Source organism: Streptomyces sp. NPDC096046 (assembly GCF_040303285.1).
GTDB lineage: Bacteria > Actinomycetota > Actinomycetes > Streptomycetales > Streptomycetaceae > Streptomyces.
On the sequence record NZ_JBEOSZ010000005.1, the window covers coordinates 196,522 to 223,203 of the forward strand.

Genomic DNA, 26,682 nt, shown 5'->3' on the forward strand with positions numbered 1-26,682 from the left:
AAAGGGGTCAGGGGGTGTGCACCGCCGGGATCCGCTCCTCGGCGCGGACCGGCCCGGGCGGTGTGCCGTCACCGAACGGCCGGCCGCCCAGCTCCTCACGCCGGTGCGGGGTCAGCCAGCCGGACAGATCCGGGCCCAGCGGCACGATGCCGGTCGGGTTGATGCCCGTGTGCACTTGGTAGTAGTGGCGTTTGATGTGGTCGAAGTCGACGGTGTCGCCGAATCCCGGCGTCTGGTAAAGGTCGCGGACGTACGCCCACAGCACCTGGTTCTCCGTCAGCTTCCAGCGGTTGCATTTGAAGTGGCCGTGGTAGACGGCGTCGAAGCGGACCAGCGTGGTGAACAGCCGGATGTCCGCCTCGGTGATCGTGTCGCCGACGAGGTACCGCTGCCGTTCCAGCCGGGCCGCGAGCTGCTCCAGCCGCCGGAACACACCCGCGCAGGCGGCGTCGTACTCCTCCTGCCCGGTGGCGAAACCGGCCCGGTAGACGCCGTTGTTGACGTCCTCGTAGACGTCCGCCATCACCTCGTCGATCTCGTCGCGCAGCGCGTCCGGGTACAGGTCGGGCGCGCCGTCGCGGTGCAGGGCCCTCCACTCGGTCGCGAGGTCGAGGGTGAGCTGCTGGTAGTCGTTGGTCACCAGTCGCCCGCTGGCCACGTCCACGATCGCCGGCACGCTGACACCGCCGGGGTAGTCGCTCTCGCGGCGGTCGTAGGCCTCGCTGAGGTAGCGGATGCCGAGGACCGGGTCGCGGCCGTCCTCGTCCAGCGTGAAGCGCCAGCTGCGGTCGTCCTGGATCGGGTCGGCGACGGCCAGGGACAGGGCGTCCTCCAGGCCGAGCAGCCGCCGGGATACCAGCGACCGGCTCGCCCACGGGCAGGCCCGGCTGACGACCAGACGGTAGCGGCCGGCCTCCACCGGCCAGCCGTCCCGGCCGTCGGCGGTGATGCGGTCCGCGAAATGCGCCTTGGAGCGTGTGAACGCCCTCCTTCCGTAGCCGGTGTTGCCGTCGTCGCCGTCGTCGCGGCTCATGGGGGTGACCTCCTTGCCGTACGTGAACCCTGGTGAACGCGTTCCCCGTTTTCCGCGGACGGCACGGTGTGAGCACCGCCGACCGGGGCAATCGGCGGAAGTGAGTGATGAGGGAAGTGATCGCAGGACACGTGTCACCGTGCTGGTGGCGCTCGCGGCCAATCTGGTGATCGCGGTGGCCAAGGCCGTCGGCGGCCTGGCAGCCGGGTCACCGGCTTTGCTGTCCGAGGCGGCCCACTCGGTGGCCGACAGTCTGAACGAGGTGTTCCTGCTCGCGGCGCTGCGCCGCAGCCGGCGCCCCGCCGACCGGCGTCATCCCTTCGGCTACGGCAAGGAGCGCTTCTTCTGGTCGCTCCTCGCGGCCGTCGGGATCTTCGTCATGGGCGGCTGTTTCTCCTTCTTCCAGGGTTTCGAGGCCCTGACGAGTGGTGCGGAGGAGGATCTCGACGGCTATGTCGCCGGCCTGATCGTCCTCGGGATCGCCCTCCTCGCGGAGGGCGGTTCGCTGGTGCGGGCGCTGTACCAGGTGCGCGGGCAGGGGGGAGTGGTGGCGGGCATGCGTGATCCGGCCCTGCGGACGGTCGTCGCCGAGGACGGCACCGCGGTGCTCGGCGTCACCCTGGCCATGGTGGGCATGGCGCTGCACATGGCCACCGGCCAGGTGGTGTGGGAGGCGTCGGCCTCCCTCGCGATCGGCGCGCTGCTGGTCTACGTGGCCTTCCGGCTGGGCCGTGAGGCTCGTGACCAGCTGATCGGCGAGGCGGCCGACCCGGAGTCGAGCGGGCGGATCGAGGCGCTGCTGCGGGCCCAGCCGGAGATCGACAGCGTGGAGGCGCTGTTCACGATGAAGACCGGCCTCGACACGGCCCTGGTGGCCGCCCGCGTCGACCTGGTGCCCGGTCTGGACAGCGAGCGCGTGGAGGAGGTCGCCGTGCGCATCAAGCGGTCCATCGCCCATACGGTGCCCGAGGCGGAGCAGATATTCCTCGACGTGACCGACCGGCCCGCCCGCGAGGCAGCGGAAAGCCCCGCCGCGACGGGGGAACGCGGCGGGGCCTGAATCTCGCGTGCCCCGCCGGTGCCGGTTCACACATCCGGGGGAAGGAAGATTCTTTTGCCGGCCGCCCGCACGGGCGGCCGGCCCCGCGTCAGCCGGTCTCGTCCGGCTCCAGGACGAACACCGGAATGTCCCGGTCCGTCTTCTTCTGGTAGTCGGCGTAGGCCGGGTAGGCCGCGACGGCCCGCTCCCACCAGGCCGCCTTCTCCTCGCCCGTGACCTCACGGGCGGTCATGTCCCGCTTCACCGGCCCGTCCTGGAGCTCCACGTGCGGGTCGGCCCGCAGGTTGAAGTACCAGACGGGATGCTTCGGCGATCCGCCGAGGGAGGCCACCGCGGCGTAACGCCCCTCGTGCTCCACGCGCATCACCGGCGTCTTGCGCAGTTTGCCGCTCCTGGCGCCCCGTGAGGTCAGGATGACGACCGGCATCTTCGAGCCCTGCAGTGTCGTCCCCTCCGTACCGCCGGAGCTCTCGTACAGCTCCACCTGCTTGCGCACCCACTGCGTCGGGCTGGGTTCGTACTCACCTTCGAGAGGCATGGCATCCGTCCCATCGTCGCTTCCGCGGCTCATCGCCACCTGTCTTCAACACCCGTACGGCCCGGAATCATCCGCCCCGGTGGATCCGGCCGGAAACGAAGCCTCACCCGGGCGCGAGCGCCATCCGCGCGGCCAGAGCGGTCATCACCGCGCTCGCCACCAGTGCCGTCGCCAGTCGGCCCCGATGGCCGGTCAGCGCGCGGCCCAGCAGGGCCCCGCTCCCGGCCAGCAGCACCTGCCAGCTCGCGGAGGCGGCGAAGGCGGCCAGCACGAACACGCCCTGCTCCAGCGGACCGGCGGGGCCCGTGGCCTGGGAACCGAGCACCAGGGCCGCGAAGTAGAGGACCGTGGTGGGGTTCAGCAGGGTGATGCCCAACAGGCCCAGACAGGCCCGGGCGGGGCCCGGGGGAGCGGGGACGGTGCGGGTCGCGAGCCGGTGGCCGCGGTACGCGCGCAGCGCGGTGACCGCGCCCCATGCCGCCAGGGCGAGCAGCACCAGCACGCAGACCCACCGCAGCGGCCCGAGCACCGGCCGCAGCGCGGATGCCAGGGCCGTGCCGCCCAGGGTGGCGGCGAGGGCGTAGAGCCCGTCGGCGGTGGCGACACCGAGCGCGGCGCAGACACCGGTGCGCAGGGAGGTGCGGGCGGTGAGGGACACGAGGTAGGTCCCGACGGCACCCACGGGTACGGCGATGCCGTACCCGGCGAGCAGCCCCGCGACGAGCGCGGCGGTCATGACCGGGGCGGCGTCGGTCCTCCCCGGCGGCCGGACCGCTGCTGTCGACGCGCGGCGGAAGCGGCGGCGGACAACGGCGGGAGAACGGTGAACGTAGGCATGGCCGGATCCTGAGGCCTGGCCCGCCGCACCGACAACCGGTTTTCGCATCGGCGCCCGCCGCGCCCGCGCCCGGGTGGGGACATCGATCCGGTGACGGGGGGCACAAGCGCCGGACGGTTCGCGGGAAGACGGCACTCCCCGGCCATGTTGACGCGGCGACCGATCTGGCCGAACTTCGCGTCGCCTCATAGGTGCCTGGGGCATCTAATGAAGATCGGCACGACGCACTACTCGTCTGCGAGGTCTTCATGACGGACACGACCGCACCCGTCGCCTTCCCCCAGGACCGGACCTGCCCCTACCACCCGCCCGCCGCCTACGACGCGCTGCGCGCCGAGCGCCCTCTGACCCGGATCACTTTCTTCGACGGCAGCGAGGCCTGGCTCGTCAGCGGGCACGCCACCGCCCGCGCGCTGCTGGCCGACCCGCGCCTTTCGTCCAACCGCGACCGGCCCGGCTTCCCCGCCCCCGCCCAGCGCTTCGCCGGGATCCGCAACCGCAGAACCGCCCTGCTGGGCGTCGACGATCCCGAGCACCGTGCCCAGCGGCGGATGGTCGTCGGGGACTTCACCCTCAAGCGCGCCGTCGAACTCCGGCCACGCATCCAGCAGATCGTGGACGAACGGCTTGACGCGATGATCGCCGAGGGCCCGCCCGCGGACCTGGTGAGCGCCTTCGCGCTGCCGGTGCCGTCCATGGTGATCTGCGCCCTGCTCGGCGTCCCGTACACCGACCACGACTTCTTCGAGGCCCAGTCGCGACGGCTGCTGCGCGGCCCGGAGACCGCCGACGTCCTCGACGCCCGGGACCGGCTGGAGACGTACTTCGGCGAGCTGATCGACCGCAAACGGCAGGACCCCGGCACCGGCCTGCTGGACGACCTGGTCCACCGGCAGCCGCGCGAGGGCGACCTGGACCGCGAGGGCCTGATCGCCATGGCCCTCATCCTGCTGGTCGCGGGCCACGAGACGACCGCCAACATGATCTCGCTCGGCACCTTCACCCTGCTCCAGCACCCCGAACGGCTCGCCGAACTGCGCGCCGACCCGAGGCTGCTGCCCGCCGCGGTCGAGGAGCTGATGCGGATGCTGTCGATCGCGGACGGCATGCTGCGCCTGGCCGTCGAGGACATCGAGGTGGCCGGGACGACCATCCGCGAGGGCGAGGGCGTGGTCTTCGCGACCTCCGTCATCAACCGTGACGAGACGGTCTACCCGGAGCCGGACAGGCTCGACTGGAGCCGCCCGGCCCGTCACCACGTTGCGTTCGGCTTCGGCATCCACCAGTGCCTCGGTCAGAACCTCGCCCGTGCCGAGCTGGAGATCGCCCTGCGCAGCCTCTTCGACCGGCTGCCCACCCTGCGCCTGGCCGCCCCGGCCGAGGAGATCCCCTTCAAACCGGGCGACACGATCCAGGGGATGATCGAACTCCCCGTGACCTGGTAAGAGGCTTCCGCACATGCGCATCGGCATCGACAAGGACGTCTGCATCGGCGCGGGACAGTGCGCCCTGACCGCCCCGGACGTGTTCACCCAGGACGACGACGGCTACAGCACCCTGCTGCCGGGCGGGGAGGACGGCGGCAGCCCACTGCTGCGGGAGGCGGCCCGCGCCTGCCCGGTCGGCGCCATCACCGTGTCCGGGACGGTCACCTGAGACCGGACGTCACACGGCGTCCAGGAGTCGCCGGGCCGCCTCGCGCGCCTCGGCCGCGGGCTCGGCGCTCCTCGTGACGCCCGCCGTGACCATGGCACCCTCGGCCAGCAGGAACAGCTGCCCGGCCGACGCGCCGGGCAGCCCCGCGTCCGACACGAGCGAGCCGAGGTGTTCCCGGAACGCCCGCTGGTGTGCACGGACCTGGGCGGCCACGCCCGCCGACGTGGCGCCCAGCTCGCCGTACGCGTTGATCCAGGCGCAACCGCGGAAGCCCGGCTCGCCGAACCACTCGCCGAGCCAGTCGAAGACGGCCAGGATCCGCTCCCGGGGCTCCTCGTGCCGCTCGACGTAGGCGGCCAGTTGCCCGCGCCAGCGCGCGTCGCGCCGCTCCAGGTACGCCTCCACGAGTTGTTCCTTGGCCGGGAACAGCTGGTAGAGCCGCTTGAGCGAGACCCCGGAGGCGCCGCGCACCTCGTCCATGCCGACCGACCGCACACCCCGTCCGTAGAACAGTCCTTCGGCGGCGTCCAGCACCCGCTCCCGGGCCACTGCGCTGTCCATGGACGACCCTCCTTGACGCGAGAACGAGCGTTCTCCTACCGTAGCAGCCATCTGGAGAACGCTGGTTCTCCCTCGCTGACCGGGAGAAACCATGACCGACCGCCCGCCGCTGCCGCGGTTCACCCGGGAGAGCGCCGCACAGAAGGTCCAGGCCGCCGAGGACGCCTGGAACTCCCGTGACCCGCACAAGGTCTCCCTCGCCTACGCGCCGGACTCCGTCTGGCGCAACCGCGACACCTTCGTCACCGGCCGCGCCGAGATCGTCGCCTTCCTGACCCGCAAGTGGGAACGCGAGCAGGAGTACGCGCTGCGCAAGGACCTGTGGGCCTTCGACGGCAACCGCATCGCCGTCCGCTTCCAGTACGAGTGCCGCGACACCGACGGGCAGTGGTGGCGCTCCTACGGCAACGAACTGTGGGAGTTCGACGAGCACGGCCTGATGACCCGCCGGGAGGCGAGCATCGACGACGTGCCGATCGAGGAGAGCGAGCGCCGCATCCACGGTCCCCGGCCGCAGGCCGAACGGGGAGACACGTTCCCCCTCCGGTGAACCCGGGGGAGTCGCTAGGGTTTCCGGGATGACCGAACAGGCCGCCGCCCGAAAGCCCTTCCTCTACGTCGTCGTCTGCGCCGCGGGCGTCGCCACCCACGTCGGTGAACTGATCACCGCCGCGCAGGAACGGGACTGGGAGGTGGGCGTCATCGCGACACCCGTCGCCATGAACGGCTTCTTCGACACCGCCGCCGTCGAGGCGCGGACGGGCCGCCCGATCCGCTCCGCCTGGCGTACCCCCGGCGCGCCGCGTCCGTTCCCGGCGCCTGACGCCGTGGTGGTCGCGCCCGCCACCTTCAACACCGTCAACAAGTGGGCGGCCGGCATCGCCGACACCCTCGCCCTGGGCACCCTGTGCGAGGTCGCGGGTCTCGGCGTGCCGATCGCCGTCCTGCCGTGCGTGGCCGGCACCCTGGCCGCCCACCCCGCCTACCGGGACAGCCTCGAACGGCTCGGCGGGATGGGCGTGCGGTTCGGCGAGCCGTACACGGGAGAGCCGGGGCCGGGCGGCGGGCGGTCGGAGTTCGGGTGGGAACGGGCCCTGGACCTGATCGCACGCGGCTGACAGTCGGGCGCGCTCGCCCACCGGCCCACCCGGCACAGCGGTGGTGACGACCCGTCAGGCGGCCTGACCGGTCGCGTTCTCGAGCACACACGAACACGTACGCTCGCCGTCGAAACCCTCCCGAGGGCAGAAGCAGCAACGATGCAGTACGTGAAGCTCGGTTCGACGGGCCCGGACGACGCGGTGGCCGCCGTGGAGATCCAGAAGCGACAAGGAATGGAGGAACTGCGGAGCCCGTAGGGCCCCCACCCCATCGCCGGGCACTGCGGGGTCTTCGCAGATCAGTGCGGTCCCTGCGGCGCGAACTCCGTTCCGCAGGGACCCGCCCCCTCGCTCTCCGCCAGTTCCACCCTCGCGCCGCTCATCGCCAGCGTCCGGTAGAACCGTCCGATCCGCTCCGCCGACCGTCCCACGTAGTGCCCGATGAAGGACCGCCGGAACCGCTCGGCCGCCCGGTTCGGCTGCGACCCGTGCACCAGGCTCCCGTTGAAGAACAGGACGTCTCCCGGCGCCATGTCCACCGGCACCGGTGCCAGGCCGGCCGGCGGCGGAACGTATTCCCGGGCGAAGGACACCTCCGAGTCGGCGAGCTCGGGGCAGAACAGGTCCATCAGATGCGTGCCGGGCACGACCTCCAGGCCGCCGTTCTCCCGGTCGATCACATCACAGGCCACCCATGCCGCCACGCACGTACCCGGCTCCACCCGCAGATAGAAGTTGTCCTGGTGCAGCGCCTGTCCCCGGGCCCCCGGCGGCTTGAAGTAGAACATGCTCTGCGCGGCCAGCACCTCCTCCCCGAGAAGCGCCTCGAGGACCGTCCGCAGCCGGGCGTCCAGCAGGACCGTGCGCGCGAGGTCGTTGATCTCGTGCGGATGCATCACCCGGGGCCACACGTGCAGCGGGTCGGCGCCCGGCGTGTCCGCCGCGCGCGGCTCGAAGTGCCCGGGGACCGGGCCGGCCGCCCGCAGGGCCGCGAACTCGCCGCACAGCCGATCGATCTCGTCACCCCAGAAGAGTCCGCGCACCACCGTGAAACCGTCCTCCTCGAAACCCTCCCGGTACCGCCGGAGCCCGGCGGGGTCCAGGATGGAAGCGCCGATGGCGCCATGGTCCGTGACTGTCATGAACACACTCCTCGGTCCGGTGTCCTCGATGCGGAACGCTAGGCCGCCCGGCCGCCGAGGAGGATGCCCGTGCGTGCTGACCGATTGCCCGACACTGCTGAGCTGGGGGGCGCCACCGGTGCCGGGGACCCGGCTCCGCCGCCCGGGCTGGTCGTGCTCGGGCACTTCGACCAGGCGCCGGGCTACGGCGTCAGCCGGCCGCACGGCTCCCCGAGCTGGCTCTTCACCTGGACCACCGGAGGCCGGGGGCACCTGTGGCAGGGCGGTGTGCGGACCTCGGCCGGCGCGGGGGACCTGGTCGTGCTGGCGCCGGGCGTCCCGCACGGCTACGAGGTCGAGGCCGGGGCCCGCAACTGGCGGTTCTGGTGGGTGCACTGCCGGCCCCGCCCGTCCTGGACCGCGTGGCTGCGGCCGTTCGACGCCGGCGCCGGGGTGTACGCGGTCACCTCCGCTCCGGCCGGGGTGCACGACCGCGTCGGGACGGCGTTCCGGCGGATGCACGCCGACGCCCGCTGGACCGGCACCGGAGCACCGCCCGACGCGACCTCACCGGACGGGCAGGTCGCCGTGGCCCACGGCAGCCCGGCGCGCGAACTGGCCCTGAGCGCACTGGAGGAGATCGTCCTCCTCACCGCCGCCGGCGCCCGGCCGACGGCACCCCGGCCGGGACTCGACGCACGGATCCGCCGCGCCCAGGAGCTGATCGACGCCGACCCGGGCGCCCCCCACACCGTCCGCTCGCTCGCCCGGGAGGTCGCTCTGTCGCCGTCCCGGTTCGCCCATCTGTTCAGCCGGCAGCTCGGCCGGCCACCCATGCGTGCCCTGCGCGAGGCGCGGCTGCGCCACGCCGCCCAGTTGCTGGAGAACACCGATCTGCCCGTGCAACGCGTCGGCGCGGCCTCGGGTTTCGTCAGCCCCTTCCACTTCAACCGCGCCTTTCGCGGACGCTACGGTGCACCTCCCGGGGCGTACCGCCAGACGCACGGCGGCCCGCCCGGCTGAGCGCCGCCAATGGTTGCGCGGGAGGTGCCGAAAGGACGGCGCGGAAAGGCGGCCGACGGTATGAGCTGCTGTGCGGGGCTGTCCCAATGGTTTCCGGACCGGCTTCCGGAAACGGACAAAATGTGAGCCGCTAAAGGTAGCGGACGGTTCGGAAATGACTTTCCCCCGACTGATTGACACTTTGTCAAAAGGCGCTGGCCTCGCATGCAATGCATGAAACCGTGACATCACTTGTTCCCTGTCCCTGACCTGTGCAAAGGTGTGCCGTGTCGGCGTGTCCCCACATGCCTTTCTTCGTATGCGCGAGGCCGCCGGGCCGGCATACCCCTTGGTACGGACTTTTTCCGCAGGTCCTTGAGAGGAATGCAGCCGTGAAAGACGCAGGCCCGTCGAATTCTCCGGCCTCGGCCCGCGGGCTCGGCGCGACGGACGAGCAACTGAGCGCGGAGCTCAGGAAGTGGACCGGGGCGACGCCCGCGCTCCAGCCCGTCGGCGAACTGCTGGACCGGCACTGGGAGGCGGCCTTCGCCTACGCCCGGCTGTGCACCGACGGTCCCCGCTCCGCGGGAATTCTCACCACGGCCGCGTTCACCCGGCTCTTCGGCGAAACCCTCCGCCAGAACGGCCCGACCTCCGCCTGGCGGCCCCATCTGCTCGTCACCGTACGGCGTATCGCGGCCGAGTGGGCCGCCGACCACCGGCACGACATGCTCCACCCGGAGCTCCTCTCCGGAACCGGCGACAGGGAGCGGCCCACCGCCCGTCTGCTGCCGCCGCAGCACCGGCGACTGCTGTCCGGGGCGTTCCAGCGGCTGCCCCAGTCCGCCCGCTGCCTGCTGTGGCATGTCGAGGTCGAGGCCGAACCGCTCACCGCCCCGGCCGGGTTGCTCGGCCTGGACGAGGAGGGCGCGCGGGTCGAACTGGGCCGGGCCCGGGACCGGCTGCGTGAGGAGTGCCTCCAGCTGCACCGCGAACTCGCCCCCGACGAGGAGTGCCGACGCTATCTGCGTCTGCTCGACGTGACGTACCGTCGCGGCGGTCGAGGAATCGACCCCGATCTACGCGCGCACATCGAGGGCTGCGGGCACTGCAGCGCCACCGCCGACCAGCTCGACCAGTTCAACCACGCCCTGGGTGTCGCCCTGGCGGAGGCGGTACTGGGCTGGGGCGGCCGGGGCTACGCGGAGAGCCGCGCGGGCGAGGCGGGGGAGAGCGCCGGTGGCGGGCGTGCCGGGAAGTGGGGACGGCCTCGGGAAGCGGCCGGTGCGGCCCCTGCCGTTGCGGCACGCGACCTGTTCCCGGACCCGGTGGCGCTGGCACGCGAGGTCTTTCCGGACCCGGCCGGTGTGACGCACGAGATCATCCCGCCCCCGGCCGGAAGCGCACGTGAGGTGGTCCCGGACGCGGCGGGCGTGCCGCCCGAGGCCTTCCCGGGTGCTTCCGGGCAGGCCCACGGGGGGTTCCCGGATGCGGTCGGCGTGGCGCGCGAAGTCTTCCCGGACCCTTCCGGGCCGCAGGCGCCCGCGGGTTTCCCGGGCGCTTCCGGGCGGCAGGCGCGTGGGGGTTTGCGGGATGCCTCCGGGCGGAAGGCGGGTGCGGACTTCTCGGCTCCTTCCGGGCGGCAGGCGCCTGGGGGTTTCTCGGATGCTTCCGGGCGGCAGGCGCGTGGGGGTTTGCGGGATGCTTCCGGGCAGCAGGCGGGTGCGGGCTTCCCGGACCCTTCCGTTGCGGCGCACGAGGTCTACCCGGATTCGGCGCGTGCGGCGCGCGGCGCTTTCGCCGATCCGGCCGGAGAAACGCGTGACGTCTTCCCGGACCCGGTCGCCCTCGCCGGCGCGGTCGGGGAGTCGTTCACCGATCCGGGCGGCGGCCCGGTGGCCGTGCCGCCGCCCCCCACGGGAGCCGGCGGCGCGGACCCGGCCGTGGACAGGGACCGGGCTCCGGCCCCCGCGGACGTCTCCGCTCCGCCCCCCACCGCGCCCCCTGGCCCCCGACCCGAGGGCCCCCGAACCGCCGCCCGGAGATCCGCCCACAAGGCGGCCCGCCGGGCCGCCCGGCGGCGCAACCTCACCGCGGGCATCCTGACCGCCGGCGGCCTCGTCGTCCTGCCGCTGGTGCTGTGGTCCACCGGCAACTCCGGCGACGGCGCCTCGACGGGCGCGGACCGGCCCGCCGGAGAGGCACCCGACTCCGCCGCGGACATGTCGGCCACCGATCCGTCCCGGGCCGGGTCGGGCGACGCCGGGAAGGGCGCACTGCGCGGCCGGCTGCACAACGTCGCCTCGGACCTGTGCGTGGGCATCGACGGCAAGAAGGCCGTCGCGGGCGGGGAAGCCGAGCTCACGGCGTGCTCCGCGGACTCCACCCAGCAGTGGACGTACGAGACCGATGGGCTGCTGCGCAACGGCGCCGCCCCCGACCTGTGCCTGGACTCGCAGCTCGGCTACTCGGTGCGGCTGGCCCCCTGCACGGGCGCCTCCCGGCCGGACCCGAAGAACATCCACTACGACTTCACCCTCCAGGGCGCCCTGGTGCTCCGCTGGGACCAGGACCTCGCCCTGGCGCCGGCGGCGACCGACGGCTCCGGAGCCCTCGTCGTCAAGACCCGGACGGACGACGACGCGCAGCGCTGGGTGATCGACACCTCCAAGGCCGATCTCCAGATGGAGGCCGTCAACTGGAACGCCGCCGTACCGGCGCCGCACCCCACACCCACGCCGAGCCCCACCCCCACCCCGTCGAAGGCGCCCGAGCCGACCCCGACCCCGTCCGCGACCTCCTCGGCTCCGCAGCCGGCGCCGAGCACCCCGGCCGCCACCGACTCGCCCTGCTACCGCTACGGCTACTACTGCGATGCCGACGGTCGGTACGGCAACCCGGACCACGGCTACCCCGGTTACGGCTACGGCGGCGATGGCTATGGCTACGACGGCTACGGACACGACGCCGACGGAGGCGGCCGTCGCTGACCCGGTGCGCGCTCAGGCCCCGACGACGCCCAGGGACAGCCACAACGCCCCCACGGCCGGGACCAGCGCTGCCGGTACGGCGAGCAGCCCGAGCCGCGTGAACTCCCCGAGTCCGGCCCTGGCGGGGTCCTCCGGGGCGTGATCAGGTCGTGCGCGCCCATGGAACCAGGCGAGGGTAAGAGACCCTCGGCGGCCCCGCGGTGCCGGCCGGAGCCGGTGACGGCAAGAGATCCTCGGCGGCCCCCCGGTGCTGCCCGGAGCGCGCGGCCCGCCGTGGACGGTGTCGACGCCCTACCCCGGCGCGGGCCGCACGGTCGCCGGCTCGGTGGAGGCGCTCAGATCTCGTCGTCGAGCAGGGCCAGCTCCGCCCAGATCGTCTTGCCCTCGGCGGTGTGCCTGCTGCCCCAGCGCTGGGTGAGCTGGGCGACCAGGAGCAGACCGCGGCCGCCCTCGTCCCACGTCTTGGCCCGGCGCAGGTGCGGCGCCGTGTGGTTGGTGTCGGACACTTCGCAGATCAGCGTGGACGCGTCGTGGATCAGCCGCAGCCGGATGGGCGGGGCGCCGTAGCGGATGGCGTTGGTGACCAGCTCGCTCACCACCAACTCGGCGGTGAACGTGGCATCCAGCAGTCCCCAGTGTCCGAGCTGGTCGACGACCTGCTTGCGGATCGGGGCCACCAGCGCCGGGTCGGCGGGGATGTCCCAGGTCGCGACCTGCGCGGACGGCAGGCCACGGGTGCGGGCCAGCAGCAGGGCCACGTCGTCGGTGGAGCCGCCCGGCGGGAGCAGGGTGTGCAGCACGCGGTCGCAGGTCTCGTCCAGGGAGTCGGAGGGCGCCGACAGGGCGTCGCGGAGCATCCGGCTGCCCGCGCCGACGTCCCGCTCGGGGCTCACGAGCAGCCCGTCGGTGTGGAACGCCAGGACGCTGCCCTCCCGCAGCTCCACCTCGGCGGATTCGAACGGCAGCCCGCCGACGCCGAGCGGAGGGCCCGAGGGCAGGTCGAGCTGGTGCGCCGGGCCGTCCGGCGGCACCAGCAGGGGCAGCGGATGACCGGCCCGGGCCAGGGTGCAGCGCCGCGACACCGGGTCGTACACCGCGTACAGGCAGGTCGCGCCCACCTCTCCGGTGCCGTTGTCGCCGCCGGACTCCTGGGACAGCCGGACGACGAGGTCGTCGAGGTGGGTGAGCAGTTCGTCGGGGGCCAGGTCGATGTCGGCGAGGGTGCGGACCGCGGTGCGCAGCCGGCCCATGGTGGCCGAGGCCTGGATGCCGTGGCCGACGACGTCGCCGACGACCATGGCGACCCGCATCCCGGACAGCGGGATCACGTCGAACCAGTCGCCGCCCACGCCCGAGCGGGTGGCCGGCAGATAGCGGGAGGCCGCCTCCACCGCCGCCGTGCGCGGCAGCGTGCGGGGCAGCAGGCTGCGCTGCAGGGTGAGGGTCGTCTCCCGCTCGCGGGAGTAACGGCGCGCGTTGTCGATGCAGACGGCGGCCCGGGCGGTGACCTCCTCGGCCAGCAGCACGTCGTCGTCGGTGAACGCCTCGGGACGCCGGAAGCGGGTGAAGACGGCGACGCCGAGGGTCGTGCCCCGGGCCTGGAGCGGAACGGACATCGTGGAGTGGATGCCGTACTCGCGGATCTGCCGGAAGCGGACCGGGTCCCAGGTGAGCCACTGCTCGAGGTCGCCGGAGGCTCCCGGGGCCACGACCGTGTGCCCCGCGACCAGCGAGGCGGCCTGCGGGGAGCTCTCCGGGTAGACGTCCACCTGCCCCGGCTTGTCGACGGCCTCGGGGCTGCCGGTGGTGACCGACCGGTGGGCGGCCCGGCGCAGGTTCACCGGCGGGACCGGCGGTCCGTGGGACTCGCCGCCGTGCTCTCGCGGGTCGAGCAGGTCGACGCTGACGAAGTCGGCGAGCGCCGGGACGCACACGTCCGCCAGTTCCTGGGCCGTGCGGTTGACGTCGAGGGTGGTGCCGATGCGCACGCTCGCCTCGTTGACCAGTTGCAGCCGCTCCCTGGACCGGTACTGGTCGGAGAAGTCGTGGGCGGTCACGCACACGCCCCGCACCCGGCCGGTGCCGTCGGCGAGCGGTGCCATCCGGGCCAGCCAGGCGTGCGGGCCCCGGCTCTCGCCGGTCGCCTTCATGTACGTCTGCATGTCGTAGGGCCGCCCGGTGTTCAGCACCCGCCGCAGATGCTCCTCGAGCTCGGTGTTCTGCGGCCGGCTGCCGATGTCGGTGGGCCGCAGGCCCAGCAGCCGCTCGGCGGGCAGCCCCAACAGGGCCGCCATGGCCTCGTTGACGCCGCGCAGCCGCAGCCGCTCGTCGTAGACCATCGTGGCGCAGGGCGACTGGGTCAGGGCCATGCGCACCAGCGGGTCGTCCGGAAGTCCCTGCCCGGAGGAGTCCGGCGGGGACACCGCGAGCCAGTCGGTCGTCTCCGCCGCGTCCGGCGGTCTGCTGTGGGCGACCACCCATACGGAGACGAGGTGGCCGTCGCGGTGACGCAGGGTGAGTGTGCCGCTCCAGCGGGAGTCGTCCGGCACGGGCGGCGGGTCGTCGCGGTCGGCCAGCAGCGAGACGGCCGGGCGGCCCACGACCTCGGCGGCCGTGTGCCCCAGCAGACGGCGGGCGCCCTCGCTCCAACCGGTGAGTGTGCCGTCGGCGGCGATGACGGCACGGGCGGCCAGGCCATCGTCGAACGGCTCGTCCGGGCTCATCGTCGCGACTCCATACGGACACTCACAGTGAACAGGGAAGTCAGTTGAGTTCCAGCCTAGTCCGTAGGTGCCCGGCGTGGACCGGTAACCCCTGGACCGCCTCCCCGGCCGGGTGAAGGCGCCCATCCGGCCCGAGCGGCCCGTGGGGCAGAAGGACGCCTCCGCACCCTTGACGGCTCGGTGTGACACCTCGACAGAATCTGTTTGTTCGCGATCCGTTGTGAGTACTTCTGGGTCTTGATGAGGGAGAACCCCCCATGTCGGTCACGCGCAGATCGGTTCTGCTCGCCTCCGCTGCCGCACCCGCGGCCGGAACGCTGCTCGGTACCCCGGAGGCATGGGCCGCCGGGGAGGGCCGGGAAGCGTCCGGCCGCCGTACCGTCGCCCTGCGCGACGGCTGGCGCTTCGCGCTGGTGAATCCGGGTGGCATCACCGACCCCACCGGCGCCTACGCCGACGCCCACCTGCCCGGCCACGACGACTCCGGATGGCGCGAGACCGCCGTCCCGCACGACTGGAGCATCGAACAGACCCCCACCACCGAACACGGCACCACCAGCGGCACCGGCTTCCTGCCCGGCGGGCTCGGTTGGTACCGGCTGGCCTTCACTCTGCCGTCCACCCTCGCCGGCCGGCGGATCTCGGTGGAGTTCGACGGCGTCTACATGGACTCCACCGTCTACTGCAACGGCGAGGAGGCGGGCCGCCACCCCTACGGTTACACCGGCTTCGCCCTCGACCTCACCGACCTGCTGCACACCGACGGGACCACCGAGAACGTGATCGCCGTCAGGGTCCGGAACCGGCTCCCCAGCAGCCGCTGGTACTCGGGCAGCGGCATCTACCGCGAGGCCCGCCTGGTGATCACCGAGCCGGTGCACGTGGCCCGCTGGGGCACCCGCGTCACCACGCCCGAGATCACCGCCGAGCGGGGTGTCGTACGGGTCGCCACCTCTGTCGTCAACGCCTCGGGCAGGGACGCGGACATCGAGGTCGTCTCCCGGATCGCCGATCGCGAGGGCCGGACGGTCGCCCGTGCCTCCTCCACCGCCACCGTCACCGGCGAGCGGACCGAGACCCACGAACTCACGGTCCACCGCCCGGAGTTGTGGGACTTCCAGGCTCCGCACCGCTACACCCTGCACACCGAACTGCGGGTCGGCGGCAGGACCACCGACACCTACCGCACGGTCTTCGGCTTCCGCGCCTTCCGCTTCGACCCGGACGAGGGCTTCTTCCTCAACGGCGCCCACCACAAGATCAAGGGCGTCGACCTCCACCACGACCTGGGCGCACTCGGCGCCGCCGTCAGCGTCGACGCCGTCCGCCGTCAGCTGGAGATCATGCGGTCCATGGGTGTCAACGCCCTGCGCACCTCCCACAACCCGCCCGCGCCCGAGGTGATCCAGGTGTGCGAGGAACTGGGCGTCGTCCTGCTGGTGGAGGCGTTCGACTGCTGGCGCACCGGCAAGAACAGGTACGACTACGGCCGCTTCTTCGACGAGTGGGGCGAGAGGGACGCCACCGAGATGGTGCTCGCGGCCCGCAACTCGCCCGCCGTACTGAGCTGGTCCATCGGCAACGAGGTCCCCGACTCCACCTCCACCGCCGGCCTCGCCATGGCCGACCGGATCATCGAGGCGATCCGGGCCGCCGACGACACCCGCCCGTTGGTCATCGGCTCCGACAAGTACCGCCGCCTGCCCGCCAAGGGCTCCGCGGCCGACCTGATGCTGGCCAAGCTGGACGGGCTCGGCCTCAACTACAACACCGCCGCGTCGGTGGACCAACTGCACGCGGCCTACCCGCACCTCTTCCTCTTCGAGTCCGAGTCCTCCTCAGAGACCTCCACCCGCGGCGCCTACCAGGAACCGGAGCACCTCAACACCGGCGAGAACCACACGCCCGGCAAACGCGCGACCTCCTCGTACGACAACAACCTCGCCTCCTGGACCATGAGCGGCGAGTACGGCCACAAGAAGGACCGGGACCGGAAGTGGTTCGCCGGACAGTTCCTCTGGTCGGGCATCGACTACCTCGGCGAGCCCACGCCGTACGACGTCTTCCCGGTCAAGGCGTCCTTCTTCGGCGCGGTCGACACCGCGGGCTTCCCGAAGGACATGTACTACCTCTTCCGGAGCCAGTGGACCGGCGAGCCGATGGTCCATCTGCTGCCGATGACCTGGAACCACGCGAAGGGCGACACGGTCGAGGTCTGGGCGTACGCGAACGTCGACACCGTCGAGCTGTACCTCAACGGGAAGTCCCTGGGCGTACGGCGCTTCGACACCAAGAAGACCCTCGACGGCCGGGTGTACCTGGAGACGACCGAGGCGACCGGCGACGACAAGACCTTCACCGGCGGCCCGTACCCCGGCAGTTACACCAGCCCGAACGGCAGCGCCGGCAAGCTCCACCTGACCTGGAAGGTGCCCTACGCGCCGGGCGAGCTGAAGGCCGTCGCACGGCGGGACGGCAAGGTGGTCGCCACCGATGTGCTGCGCACCGCCGGTGCCCCGCACGCGATACGCCTGACCGCGGACCGCGAGGCCGTCGCCGCGGACGGCCGGTCCCTGGTCTTCGTGACCGCCGAGGTCGTCGACCGGCGCGGTGTGGTGGTGCCCGACGCCGAGCACCCGCTCTCCTTCGAGGTGGCGAACGGCTCCCTCGCGGGGCTCGACAACGGCCGCCAGGAGAGCGCCGAGCGGTACCGGGCGAGCACCCGGACGGCCTTCCACGGCAAGGCCCTCGCCATCGTCCGGTCCGGCACCGCGCCGGGCGCTGTGAAGGTGACCGCCCGTGCCGACGGTCTGCGCGCGGGCACGGCGACCGTACGCGCCACCCGGGCGCGGGACCGGGCCGAGACGGCCCCGGCCGCCTTCGAGCCCGAGCACCCGGCCCCCGTCGGCTTCCCGCACGCGGACGCCAGTTACTCCGGACGCCCGGACACCCTGCCCGCCGCCATGCTCGACGCAGACCCCGCCACCGGCTGGTCCAACGGCTTCTTCAAGCAGGCCACGGCCCTGCTGCCCGCCTTCGACGGGGCACGGGCCGAGGACTGGGTCTCGGTCGACCACGGGCGCACCCGCCGCTTCGACCGGGTGGACGTCTCCTTCACCGTGGACGCCACGCACAGTCTGCCCGCGGCGGTCGGCGTGCAGGTGTGGGACGGCCGCGCCTGGCAGGACGCGCGGAACACCGAGACCGGCTGGGCCACCGCCTCCGACACTCCCACCGTGATCACCTTCGAGGCCGTACGAGGCTCCCGGATCCGGCTCACCCTGACGAGCCGCCATCCCGGCGAGCCCCGGGGCGCGATCCGCATCACCCGGCTGGAGACCCCGGCCGCCTGACCCCCGGGCGCCACGGTTCGGACGGGTGGCGAACAGCCAGTCCTGTCCGGACCGTTGACGGCGCGTCACATCAGCAACAACCATGGCTTGCGTCCGCATCTGGGAGCGCTCCCACGCCGAGCGCCACCCGCACCTCCCGGAGGAGCCCAGACGTGAAACGACGGAGAACCGCCCTGCTGTCCCTGACGGCCCTGCTGGCGACCGGGCTCACCGCGCTGCCCTCCTCGCCGGCCGGGGCCGACGAGGTCGAGCAGGTCAGGAACGGCACCTTCGACACGGTCACCGACCCCTGGTGGACGACCAGCAACGTCACCGCGGGCCTGTCCGAGGGCCGGCTCTGCGCCGATGTCCCCGGCGGCACCGCCAACCGCTGGGACGCCGCCGTCGGGCAGAACGACATCACCCTGGTGAAGGGGGAGTCGTACCGCTTCTCGTTCAGCGCGACCGGGACACCCGCCGGGCACGTGGTGCGGGCGATCGTGGGCCTGTCGGTGTCGCCGTACGACACCTACCACGAGGTGTCACCGCAGCTCAGCGTCTCCGGTGACACCTACTCGTACACGTTCACCTCGCCCGTCGACACCGCGCAGGCCCAGGTCGGCTTCCAGCTCGGCGGCAGCGCGGACGCCTGGCGCTTCTGCATGGACGACGTCTCGCTGCTCGGTGGAGTGACGCCGGAACCGTACGAGCCCGACACCGGGCCCCGGGTCCGCGTCAACCAGGTCGGCTACCTGCCGTCCGGCCCGAAGAACGCCACCCTGGTCACCGACGCCACGGCGAAGCTGCCCTGGCAGCTCAAGAACTCCGGCGGGACGGTCGTCGCCCGCGGCACGACCCTGCCGCGCGGCATCGACGCCTCCTCCGGGCAGAACGTCCACTCGATCGACTTCGGCGCCTACCACAGGAAGGGCACCGGATTCACCCTCGTCGCCGACGGCGAGACCAGCCGTCCGTTCGACATCGGCGCGAGGGCCTACGAGCGGCTCCGGCTGGACTCGGCGAAGTACTACTACACCCAGCGCAGCGGCCTCGCGATACGCGACGACCTCCGGCCCGGCTACGGCCGCCCGGCCGGTCACCTGGGCGTGGCCCCCAACAAGGGCGACACCGACGTGCCCTGTCAGCCGGGTGTCTGCGACTACACCCTCGACGTCAGCGGCGGCTGGTACGACGCCGGCGACCACGGCAAGTACGTCGTCAACGGCGGCATCTCCACCTGGGAGCTGCTGAGCACCTACGAACGCGCCCGGCACGCCCGCACCGGGCAGGCGGACAAGCTCAAGGACGGCACGCTCGCCATCCCGGAGAGCGGCAACAAGGTCCCGGACATCCTCGACGAGGCCCGCTGGGAGCTGGACTTCCTGCTGAAGATGCAGGTGCCCGACGGCAAGCCGCTGGCCGGCATGGCCCACCACAAGATGCACGACGAGCAGTGGACCGGCCTGCCGCTGATGCCCCATGACGACCCGCAGAAGCGCGAGCTGCACCCGCCCTCCACGGCGGCCACCCTGAACCTGGCCGCCACGGCCGCGCAGGCGGCCCGCCTGTACCGCTCCTACGACAAGCCGTTCGCCGCCAAGGCGCTGGCGGCCGCCCGCAAGGCCTGGTCGGCGGCGCTCGCCCACCCCGACCGCCTCGCCTCCGAGAGCGACGGCATCGGCGGCGGTGCCTACGCCGACAGCGACGTCAACGACGACTTCTACTGGGCGGCGGCCGAGCTCTACCTGTCGACACGGGAGAGGCAGTTCGAGGAGTACATCCTGAAGTCCCCGGTCCACACGGCCGACCTCTTCAAGCCGATCGGCTTCGACTGGGCCCGCACCGGTGCGGCCGGCCGGCTCGACCTCGCCACGGTGCCCAGCAGACTCCCGGGCCGGGACACGGTGCGCCAGTCCGTGATCAAGGGCGCCGACCGCTACCTGGCCACGCTGAAGGCACACCCCTACGGCATGCCGTACGCCCCGGACGGCAACACGTACGACTGGGGCTCCAGCCATCAGGTCCTCAACAACGCGGTCGTCCTCGCCACCGCGTACGACCTCACCGGAGCCTCGAAGTACCGTGACGGGGCGCTGCAGAGCATGGACTACATCCTGGGCCGCAACGCGCTGAACATCTCCTACGTCACCGGCTACGGAGAGGTCAGCGCCCAGAACCAGCACAGCCGCTGGTACGCCCGCCAGCTCGACCCGAACCAGCCCGCCCCGCCGAAGGGCACCCTCGCGGGCGGGCCGAACTCGAGCATCCAGGACCCCTACGCACAGAGCAAACTCCAGGGATGTGTCGGTCAGTTCTGCTACATCGACGACATCCAGTCCTGGTCGACCAACGAGCACACGATCAACTGGAACGCCGCCCTGGTCCGCATGGCCTCCTTCGTGGCGGACCAGGCATAGGGACCGGACCATGGTGCCGTGTGCCGGGGGAGTCGTCCGACAGGACGCCCCCGGCACGCGCGCGTAGCCTGGTGTCATGCCAGCGGTGCGGGTCGACGGCATCGAGGTCGCGTACGACCGGGCGGGCCGGGGCCCGCCCCTCGTGCTCGCGCACGGCGCCACGACGGACGCCCGGCTGTTCGGCGGCCAGATCGAGGACCTGGCCGACGAGTTCACCGTCGTCGCCTGGGACGAACCCGGCGCCGGCCGCTCCCGCGACGTACCGCCCTCGTTCACCCTGGCCGACTACGCCCGCTGTCTGGCGGCCGTCATCGAGGACGTGGACCTCGGCCCGGCCCATGTCCTCGGCCTGTCCTGGGGCGGAACCGTCGTGCTGGAGCTCTACCGGAACCACCCCGCGCTCGTGAGGACGATGCTGCTCGTCGACACCTACGCGGGGTGGAAGGGCTCACTGCCCGCGGCGGAGGTGCGGTCCCGGGTCGAGGGGGCGGAACGGATGCTCGCGGTCCCGGCGGAGGCGTTCGCACCGACCATGCCGGGCCTGTTCGCCCGGCAGCCACCCGCCGAAGCCGTACGCCTGCTGTCCGTGATGTCGGCCGACACCCGCGCCCAGAGCATGCGTGCCCAGCTCACCGCCATGGCCGGGGCCGACCAGCGGGACCTGCTGACGAAGATCGAGGTCCCGACGCTCCTGCTGTGGGGCGAGCTCGACGCGCGCTCGCCCGTGGAGCCGGTCGCCCACCAGTTCCTCGGAGCGATCCCGCGGGCCACACTGGTCGTGCTGCCCGGCGTCGGGCACCTCACCAACGTCGAGGCGCCGGAGCCGTTCAACCGGACCGTCCGGGAGTTCTGCCGCGCCCACTCCTGACCGGGCCCGCGACCGCCCGGCGCCGCGGTTCAGGGCCGACGGGTTCCCCGGGGCCGCTCATGGGCGGTCGGGGTGTGCGGCCGGGCCCGGTCGAGCGGACGGCGCACCTCGGCGCACTCGCCGTACGGCGGCCGCTTGACCACACCGGTCGCCCGGCCGTGCGCCACGAGTCCCCCCTCGCGCGACCGCGGTCCCCGGCGGATTCGCCGGGTGGCGACGAAGGCGGCCGCCGGGACGACGAACATCCCGGCGCGTACCCCCCACGTCACCGTGCGACCGGTAGGTGGAAGCGGACCGCCACGACGTCGTCGCCGCCCGCCGGCAGCACCGGGCGAGCGGGTGGGTGCCGAGCCGCCCGTCGAACCGGTCGGCCGGGTGTTCGCCGCGCCCGGTGCTCACACCGCCGCCCCGGGCAGATGGGCCAGCTTGTCCGGATTGGCCACGACATAGATGCCGCGCACCCGGTCGCCCTCCGGCGTGAGGTCCAGGACCAGGACGGCGAACGGCGCGTCGCCGTCGAACAGGACCGCCGCGTCGTCGCCGTTCACCCGCCGGTAGTGCCAGACGGGGTGGTCCGGGCCGCCCTGGCCGTTCGTGAGCAGCCGGGCCACCTTGTCCCGGCCGTGCACCGGGCGCAGGCCGGCCCGCCGGCGCTTGCCACCGGCGTCCGTCCACGCCGTGACATCCGGCGCGAGTACCTCCATCAGCGCCGCGATGTCCCCGCCGAGCGCCGCTCGCACAAACCGCTCGGTCGCCTCCCGGCGCACCCGCGGATGCGCCTCGTACCGTGGCCGCCGCGCGTGCACGTGCTCCCGGGCCCGGTGTGCCAACTGCCGTACGGCAGTGGGGGAGCGGTCGATGATCTCCGCGATCTCGGCATGGGGGTAGCCGAACACCTCACCCAGCACGAACACGGCCCGTTCCAGCGGTGTCAGCGATTCCAGGACCACGAGCATCGCCAGCGACACCGACTCGGAACGCAGCACCGGGGTCTCGGCCGTCTCGGTGCCCTCCGCGGAGACCAGCGGCTCGGGCAGCCACGGGCCGACGTACGTCTCCTGCCGGCGGCTGATCACGGCACGGCGGCGCAACGCGTGGTTGACCGCGACCCGCACGAGGTAGGCGCGCGGGTTGTCGACGCCGGCCAGGGGGGCGCCCCCGCCGCGGGCCGTCCAGGACAGCCAGGTCTCCTGGAGGACGTCCTCGGTGTCGGCGACACCGCCGAGCATGTTGTAGACGACGCCGAACAGCAGCTCGCGATGGGCGACGAACACCCCGGTCGCCGCGTCGAGCGGGGCGTCGGTGCCGGGTGCGGAGATCTCGGTCATGCGTGGGCCTCCCTCGGGCGCGCTCACCACTGCGAGCCGGGCAGGGCACCGCAAGGTGACATCGCGCGGCCCGATGTGACCCACATCTCACGCCCGCCACCTCGCCGGTACCTCATGGATACCTGCCTGAGCTGGGGATATTTACGAGTAAGTACCCGAGCGGTACCGTAAGGGCATGCCAGCTCTCAACGTCGAGTTCAGCGACCGCGAACTTGAGGACCTGCGGCAGATCGCCAAGGAGCGGGGTACGTCCATGAAGGCCCTCGTCCGGGAGGCGGCCGCGGCCGACATAGCCCGTCACCGGGCGCTTCAGGAGGGAGCCGAGGCCTTCCGCCGGTTCTTCGCCACCCACGCCGACGAGTTCGCCGCCGCGTTCCCCGACGACGAACGGCCCGCCAAGGGTGAAGGGCGGGCCGCCTGACCCATGGCACCCGTGATCCATATCGACGTGCCCTGGCTGCTTCAGCGCCACGAGGAGGTCCTGCCGGACCAGCCCACCGTCAACGACTTCTCCGCGCTGGTCGCCGCCGTCGCCCGGCACCGCGTCGACCCGCCACGCCTCGGGGTGAACTCCGACCCGGCCTGGCGGGCCGCCGCGCTGCTGCACACCATCACCGTGCTCCGGCCGCTGCCCGCGGCCAACGCCCGCTTCGCCTGCGCGACCGCGGTGGCGTACATGTTCGTCAGCGGCGTCGGCATCGACCCGCCCTACGGCGCTCTCGTCGACCTGGCCCGCGACCTCCTGTCCGGCACCACCGACGTCTACGGCGCGGCGGACCGGCTGCGCTCCTGGCAGATCTGAGGGCCCGCCCGATTCACACGGGCCGCAGGGAAATGTCGAAAACGGGCGCGAGTCAGGCGCATCCGTTCCCCCGTTTCTGACTTTCTGTCAATGGCGGGGATGTGGTCCGGGCGCCTTGTTGGCCGTGTGGGGGTTGTGCAAGAGTGAAACGCGCGTGCGGGGGGAATGGCCGGATGTCGCGCGTGATTTGTGGACCACGTCCGATGTGTCGTCGGTGAATTCGCACCTCCCGCGCCACGCCTAAAAGGTGTGCACCAACCGGGCCTCCCTTTTCGGCGGCAGGACTTCTGTGTGTCTCACATGCGTGGGAAGGAACCATCTCAGTGCCCACCCCCCACCCCCCTCGTCCTCCGTATCCCCCGCCCGGCGGGGATCCCGGGGAATCGGATGAATCACTCGCCGCCCCACTGAGAGGCAGCCCGGAGGGTGGGGTAGCCGCCCATTCCGTCGCGCTGCTGATGGCACGGCACTACGAGCCGGCGCACGACTACGCGGTCATCTGTCTCGCCTCGTCGGCGCAGGTCGCCGCCATGGTGACCGGGACCGCCCTGCACCGGACCCTCAACCGTCTCGCCTTCGGCGAGTCGGCCGTCGCGCTGCGCCCGGCCCTTCTGGTGACCGTGCGCGACACGATCCGCGAGTGGTCCGGCGACGATCGAATATCAGCCGTTCTGCCCGCGTTGCAGAAACCGGCCGGAGGACGCGGGCTGCGCGCGGCGACGTCCATGACCCCGGAGAATCGCACCCTCGCGGAGCGGGCATTCCAGGCACTTCCCGCCGCCTCACGCTGTTTGCTCTGGCATGTCGAGGTCGAGGCGGAGCCGATAAGCGTCCCCGCCGGGCTGCTGGGCATGGACACCGACCTCGCTTCGGCGGCTCTCGAACAGGCGCGTGCCGCATTCCGTGAAGGCTGTGTCCTCGCCCATCGCGAACTCGCGCCGACCCACGATTGCCGGTTCTACAACCGCCTCCTGGATGTCCCGATACGCCGGGGCGGTGCCCTGCTGCCCGACGTCGAGCAGCATCTGGCGGAGTGCCGCTACTGCCTGCACGCGGCAGAGCAACTGAGCCATTTCGAGGGCTCGCTGGGGCCGCTGATCGCCGAGGCGGTGCTCGGCTGGGGCGCCCGCCGCTACCTCGACTCACGCCCGGGACGGGCGTCACACGGCACGCGGGGCGCACGCTCGGGCCGGCGCGGTGGCGGACGGCGTGACGGCGGACGGCCCGGGCTGCTGTCCCGGCTTCCCGTGCCCGTCCGGGTTCCGCAGACGCTGCGCTCCTCACGGGCGCTGCTCTCGGGCATCGGCGCGCTCTCGGCCGGGGTGCTGGTGACGGTGCTCATCATCAGCGCGTCCTCCTACGACGGAGGAGAGGCCGACCCGGCAGGCTCCGGCAGCGCCGCCGGCAGCGGGGGCTCCGCGTCGGCACCGCCCGGTACCGCGGGACTTCCCGCGGCACAGGGGGTGACACGGCTGCGCAACGCGGGTGCCGACCTGTGCCTCGACATCCGGGGCCTGCCGAAGGAGGGCTCGGGCGCGAAGCTGGCGGAGTGTTCGAAGGTATGGACCCAGCAGTGGACCTACGAGGACGACGGGCTGTTGCGCAGCGTCGCCGATCCCGGGCTGTGCCTGGACTCGCACAAGGACGCCGGCGTCGTCGTGCTCGGTACCTGTGCCGACGAGGATGCCGAACGGGGCGACGACGTGCGCTACGACCTCACCGTGCAGGGGGAGTTGCTGCCCCGCTGGGACGAGCAGCTCGCCATCGCCCCGGCTGACGACGATCCGGACGCCGATATCGTCGTCAAGGTCCGCGACCGCACCGCCGGTATCCAGCGCTGGCAGCCGGATCCCCTGCCGACTGCGTCGGATTCGCTGTCGATCGAGGAGCAGGACGGCCCGGCGGCCCGCCGTGTGACACTGTCCGACGGCCGGACGGCGTGACGACGGGTCCCGGAGTCCGAGCGGGGCCGCGCGCGCACGCCGTGCGGCCCCGACGTCAGAACGGGGCCTCGACGAGGTCGGCCGGGCCGATCGAGCTCGGTGTCGCATGGCCCGACAGGGCGAGCGTCAGGTCGAGTTCGGCGAGCAGGCAGCGGATGACGTGCTCGACGCCGGACCGGCCGTCCAGACCGAGGCCGTAGACGTACGGGCGGCCGACGAGGACCGCGCGGGCGCCGAGGGCCAGGGCCTTGAAGATGTCGTCGCCGGTGCGGATACCGCTGTCGAACAGGACGGTGAGCCGGTCACCGGCCGCCTCGGCCACGCGGGGGAGCGCGTCGGCCGCCGCGACGGCCCCGGCCACCTGGCGGCCGCCGTGGTTGGAGACGACCACGCCGTCCATCCCGGCGTCGGCGGCCAGGCGTGCGTCGTCCGGGTGCAGGACGCCTTTCAGGACGATCGGGCCGTCCCAGTTCTCCCTCAGGAACGCGAGGTCGGGCCAGCTCTTGGCCGGGTCGGAGAACATGCCGGCGAAGTGCGTCACGGCCGCGTTCGGGTCCTCGTGCACCGGCTTGGCCAGACCGGCCTGGAAGGCCGGGTCCGAGAAGTAGTTGGCGGTGCCGACACCGTGCAGGAACGGCAGGTACGCCTGGTCGAGGTCGCGCGGGCGCCAGGACAGCAGCGGCGTGTCCAGGGTGACGACCAGCACGCTGAACCCGGCCGCCTTCGCCCGGTGCAGGAAGCTGCGGGCCACCTCCGGGTCCCTCGGCCAGTACAGCTGGAACCAGCGCTCGGCGTCGCCCATCGCCTCGGCGACCTGCTCCAGGGGCGTGCTGGACGCCGACGACAGGATGTAGGGCACGCCCTGCGCGGCGGCGGCCCGGGCGGCGGCGGACTCGGCGTCCCGGGTGCATGATCGACAGCACCCCCACCGGGGCCAGCGCGACCGGGGCGGGCAGGGCACGGCCCAGCACCTCGACCGAGAGATCCCGCTCGTGCACGTCCCGCAGCATGCGGGGCACGATCCTGCGGCGGTCCAGGGCCGCCCGGTTGGCCCGGGCCGTACTGCCGTTGCCCGCGCTGCCCGCCACATAGCCGACCGGGCCGGGCCCGAGCCGCCGCTCGGTCAGCTCCTCCAGCCGGGTCAGATCGGTGGGCAGCCGCGGCACGGCACCCGTCATCCCGTTCAGATAGATCTCGTACTGGAAGTCCGCCCAGTGCTTGCCCACCGTAACGCCCCGCCTCTCGTCGTCTCCTCGTCGAGACCGTGCCGTACGGGCGACGATACCGAGCGGTATGCGCGGGGCGGATCAGGGACCGTCCGCCGCCGTGTGCGGCAGGCGGGCCGGTGCGCGCGGCTGCGGGAACATCGG

21 protein-coding genes and 1 pseudogene are annotated in these 26,682 nt (G+C 72.5%); 13 read left to right on the forward strand and 9 right to left on the reverse strand.

The genetic code is table 11. From position 1 onward, the window contains the following. Window positions 1–7 precede the first annotated feature (7 nt). A complete protein-coding gene (locus tag ABTX62_RS06985) occupies window positions 8–1,033 on the reverse strand; it encodes a glutathione S-transferase family protein (RefSeq protein ID WP_352115199.1) in 1,026 nt (341 codons plus the stop codon). 139 nt (window positions 1,034–1,172) lie between these two features. On the opposite strand from ABTX62_RS06985, the gene ABTX62_RS06990 reads away from it, so the two are divergent. Continuing rightward, the gene (locus ABTX62_RS06990) at window positions 1,173–2,093 is read left to right on the forward strand and encodes a cation diffusion facilitator family transporter (protein ID WP_502997914.1); all 921 of its coding nucleotides are present in this window, start codon (window positions 1,173–1,175) and stop codon (window positions 2,091–2,093) included. An 88-nt stretch (window positions 2,094–2,181) separates the two neighbouring features. On the opposite strand, the gene ABTX62_RS06995 is transcribed toward ABTX62_RS06990, so the two are convergent. Then, window positions 2,182–2,631 (reverse strand): nitroreductase family deazaflavin-dependent oxidoreductase, encoded by a 450-nt coding sequence (locus ABTX62_RS06995; protein ID WP_352115201.1) that lies wholly within the window; start codon window positions 2,629–2,631, stop codon window positions 2,182–2,184. 103 nt (window positions 2,632–2,734) lie between these two features. Next, window positions 2,735–3,367 (reverse strand): LysE/ArgO family amino acid transporter, encoded by a 633-nt coding sequence (locus tag ABTX62_RS07000; RefSeq protein WP_352115202.1) that lies wholly within the window; start codon window positions 3,365–3,367, stop codon window positions 2,735–2,737. 350 nt (window positions 3,368–3,717) lie between these two features. On the opposite strand from ABTX62_RS07000, the gene ABTX62_RS07005 reads away from it, so the two are divergent. Beyond that, window positions 3,718–4,914 (forward strand): cytochrome P450, encoded by a 1,197-nt coding sequence (locus ABTX62_RS07005; protein WP_352115203.1) that lies wholly within the window; start codon window positions 3,718–3,720, stop codon window positions 4,912–4,914. Between the two features lie 13 nt (window positions 4,915–4,927). Then, complete coding sequence (locus ABTX62_RS07010) at window positions 4,928–5,125, forward strand: ferredoxin (RefSeq protein ID WP_352115204.1); 198 nt, start codon at window positions 4,928–4,930, stop codon at window positions 5,123–5,125. Between the two features lie 9 nt (window positions 5,126–5,134). Here ABTX62_RS07010 and ABTX62_RS07015 read toward each other — a convergent pair whose 3' ends face one another. After that, window positions 5,135–5,686 (reverse strand): TetR/AcrR family transcriptional regulator, encoded by a 552-nt coding sequence (locus ABTX62_RS07015; protein ID WP_352115205.1) that lies wholly within the window; start codon window positions 5,684–5,686, stop codon window positions 5,135–5,137. Between the two features lie 91 nt (window positions 5,687–5,777). Between ABTX62_RS07015 and ABTX62_RS07020 the strand changes: the two genes are divergently transcribed. Then, window positions 5,778–6,236: a nuclear transport factor 2 family protein gene (locus tag ABTX62_RS07020; protein WP_352115206.1), complete on the forward strand. Its 459-nt coding sequence runs from the start codon at window positions 5,778–5,780 to the stop codon at window positions 6,234–6,236. Window positions 6,237–6,264: 28 nt separating this feature from the next. Further along, window positions 6,265–6,804: a flavoprotein gene (locus ABTX62_RS07025; RefSeq protein WP_352115207.1), complete on the forward strand. Its 540-nt coding sequence runs from the start codon at window positions 6,265–6,267 to the stop codon at window positions 6,802–6,804. Between the two features lie 281 nt (window positions 6,805–7,085). On the opposite strand, the gene ABTX62_RS07030 is transcribed toward ABTX62_RS07025, so the two are convergent. Further along, window positions 7,086–7,928 (reverse strand): phytanoyl-CoA dioxygenase family protein, encoded by an 843-nt coding sequence (locus ABTX62_RS07030; RefSeq protein ID WP_352115208.1) that lies wholly within the window; start codon window positions 7,926–7,928, stop codon window positions 7,086–7,088. 63 nt (window positions 7,929–7,991) lie between these two features. On the opposite strand from ABTX62_RS07030, the gene ABTX62_RS07035 reads away from it, so the two are divergent. Together ABTX62_RS07035 and ABTX62_RS07040 are read left to right on the forward strand one after the other, a co-directional pair. Further along, entirely contained in the window at window positions 7,992–8,930 is a 939-nt protein-coding gene (locus ABTX62_RS07035) for a helix-turn-helix domain-containing protein (protein WP_352115209.1), read from the forward strand. Between the two features lie 371 nt (window positions 8,931–9,301). Further along, window positions 9,302–11,899 carry a ricin-type beta-trefoil lectin domain protein gene (locus ABTX62_RS07040; protein WP_352115210.1) on the forward strand — a complete coding sequence of 866 codons (2,598 nt, stop codon included), beginning with the start codon at window positions 9,302–9,304 and terminating at the stop codon, window positions 11,897–11,899. 335 nt (window positions 11,900–12,234) lie between these two features. On the opposite strand, the gene ABTX62_RS07045 is transcribed toward ABTX62_RS07040, so the two are convergent. Beyond that, complete coding sequence (locus ABTX62_RS07045) at window positions 12,235–14,622, reverse strand: SpoIIE family protein phosphatase (protein ID WP_352115211.1); 2,388 nt, start codon at window positions 14,620–14,622, stop codon at window positions 12,235–12,237. Between the two features lie 257 nt (window positions 14,623–14,879). Between ABTX62_RS07045 and ABTX62_RS07050 the strand changes: the two genes are divergently transcribed. From ABTX62_RS07050 to ABTX62_RS07060, 3 genes are all read left to right on the forward strand, one after another. Continuing rightward, the gene (locus ABTX62_RS07050) at window positions 14,880–17,975 is read left to right on the forward strand and encodes a glycoside hydrolase family 2 TIM barrel-domain containing protein (RefSeq protein WP_352115212.1); all 3,096 of its coding nucleotides are present in this window, start codon (window positions 14,880–14,882) and stop codon (window positions 17,973–17,975) included. A gap of 152 nt (window positions 17,976–18,127) precedes the next feature. Then, window positions 18,128–20,371, forward strand: a complete 2,244-nt coding sequence (locus ABTX62_RS07055; protein ID WP_352115213.1) for a glycoside hydrolase family 9 protein — start codon at window positions 18,128–18,130, stop codon at window positions 20,369–20,371. A 76-nt stretch (window positions 20,372–20,447) separates the two neighbouring features. Beyond that, window positions 20,448–21,239, forward strand: a complete 792-nt coding sequence (locus tag ABTX62_RS07060; protein WP_352115214.1) for an alpha/beta fold hydrolase — start codon at window positions 20,448–20,450, stop codon at window positions 21,237–21,239. 29 nt (window positions 21,240–21,268) lie between these two features. Here ABTX62_RS07060 and ABTX62_RS07065 read toward each other — a convergent pair whose 3' ends face one another. Both ABTX62_RS07065 and ABTX62_RS07070 read right to left on the reverse strand, forming a co-directional pair. Continuing rightward, window positions 21,269–21,508: a hypothetical protein gene (locus tag ABTX62_RS07065; protein WP_352115215.1), complete on the reverse strand. Its 240-nt coding sequence runs from the start codon at window positions 21,506–21,508 to the stop codon at window positions 21,269–21,271. Between the two features lie 126 nt (window positions 21,509–21,634). Next, on the reverse strand, window positions 21,635–22,567 hold the full coding sequence (locus ABTX62_RS07070; RefSeq protein ID WP_352115216.1) for a sigma-70 family RNA polymerase sigma factor: 933 nt from the start codon (window positions 22,565–22,567) through the stop codon (window positions 21,635–21,637). A gap of 175 nt (window positions 22,568–22,742) precedes the next feature. Between ABTX62_RS07070 and ABTX62_RS07075 the strand changes: the two genes are divergently transcribed. The 3 genes from ABTX62_RS07075 (at window position 22,743) to ABTX62_RS07085 (ending at window position 25,312) form a co-directional block, all read left to right on the forward strand. After that, on the forward strand, window positions 22,743–22,988 hold the full coding sequence (locus ABTX62_RS07075; protein ID WP_283972723.1) for a hypothetical protein: 246 nt from the start codon (window positions 22,743–22,745) through the stop codon (window positions 22,986–22,988). 3 nt (window positions 22,989–22,991) lie between these two features. Next, window positions 22,992–23,369: a toxin Doc gene (locus tag ABTX62_RS07080; RefSeq protein ID WP_283972722.1), complete on the forward strand. Its 378-nt coding sequence runs from the start codon at window positions 22,992–22,994 to the stop codon at window positions 23,367–23,369. A 323-nt stretch (window positions 23,370–23,692) separates the two neighbouring features. Continuing rightward, window positions 23,693–25,312: an RICIN domain-containing protein gene (locus tag ABTX62_RS07085; protein WP_352115217.1), complete on the forward strand. Its 1,620-nt coding sequence runs from the start codon at window positions 23,693–23,695 to the stop codon at window positions 25,310–25,312. Window positions 25,313–25,367: 55 nt separating this feature from the next. On the opposite strand, the pseudogene ABTX62_RS07090 reads toward ABTX62_RS07085, so the two are convergent. Further along, window positions 25,368–26,538, reverse strand: a pseudogene (locus ABTX62_RS07090) (lactate 2-monooxygenase). Window positions 26,539–26,682 lie beyond the last annotated feature (144 nt).

Coding starts and splice junctions, on each gene's coding strand:
- ABTX62_RS06985 (WP_352115199.1), bottom strand. CDS start 1,033: ATGAGCCGCGACGACGGCGACGACGGCAACACCGGCTACGGAAGGAGG.
- ABTX62_RS06995 (WP_352115201.1), bottom strand. CDS start 2,631: ATGCCTCTCGAAGGTGAGTACGAACCCAGCCCGACGCAGTGGGTGCGC.
- ABTX62_RS07000 (WP_352115202.1), bottom strand. CDS start 3,367: ATGACCGCCGCGCTCGTCGCGGGGCTGCTCGCCGGGTACGGCATCGCC.
- ABTX62_RS07005 (WP_352115203.1), top strand. CDS start 3,718: ATGACGGACACGACCGCACCCGTCGCCTTCCCCCAGGACCGGACCTGC.
- ABTX62_RS07010 (WP_352115204.1), top strand. CDS start 4,928: ATGCGCATCGGCATCGACAAGGACGTCTGCATCGGCGCGGGACAGTGC.
- ABTX62_RS07015 (WP_352115205.1), bottom strand. CDS start 5,686: ATGGACAGCGCAGTGGCCCGGGAGCGGGTGCTGGACGCCGCCGAAGGA.
- ABTX62_RS07020 (WP_352115206.1), top strand. CDS start 5,778: ATGACCGACCGCCCGCCGCTGCCGCGGTTCACCCGGGAGAGCGCCGCA.
- ABTX62_RS07025 (WP_352115207.1), top strand. CDS start 6,265: ATGACCGAACAGGCCGCCGCCCGAAAGCCCTTCCTCTACGTCGTCGTC.
- ABTX62_RS07030 (WP_352115208.1), bottom strand. CDS start 7,928: ATGACAGTCACGGACCATGGCGCCATCGGCGCTTCCATCCTGGACCCC.
- ABTX62_RS07035 (WP_352115209.1), top strand. CDS start 7,992: ATGCCCGTGCGTGCTGACCGATTGCCCGACACTGCTGAGCTGGGGGGC.
- ABTX62_RS07045 (WP_352115211.1), bottom strand. CDS start 14,622: ATGAGCCCGGACGAGCCGTTCGACGATGGCCTGGCCGCCCGTGCCGTC.
- ABTX62_RS07050 (WP_352115212.1), top strand. CDS start 14,880: ATGTCGGTCACGCGCAGATCGGTTCTGCTCGCCTCCGCTGCCGCACCC.
- ABTX62_RS07060 (WP_352115214.1), top strand. CDS start 20,448: ATGCCAGCGGTGCGGGTCGACGGCATCGAGGTCGCGTACGACCGGGCG.
- ABTX62_RS07070 (WP_352115216.1), bottom strand. CDS start 22,567: ATGACCGAGATCTCCGCACCCGGCACCGACGCCCCGCTCGACGCGGCG.
- ABTX62_RS07075 (WP_283972723.1), top strand. CDS start 22,743: ATGCCAGCTCTCAACGTCGAGTTCAGCGACCGCGAACTTGAGGACCTG.
- ABTX62_RS07080 (WP_283972722.1), top strand. CDS start 22,992: ATGGCACCCGTGATCCATATCGACGTGCCCTGGCTGCTTCAGCGCCAC.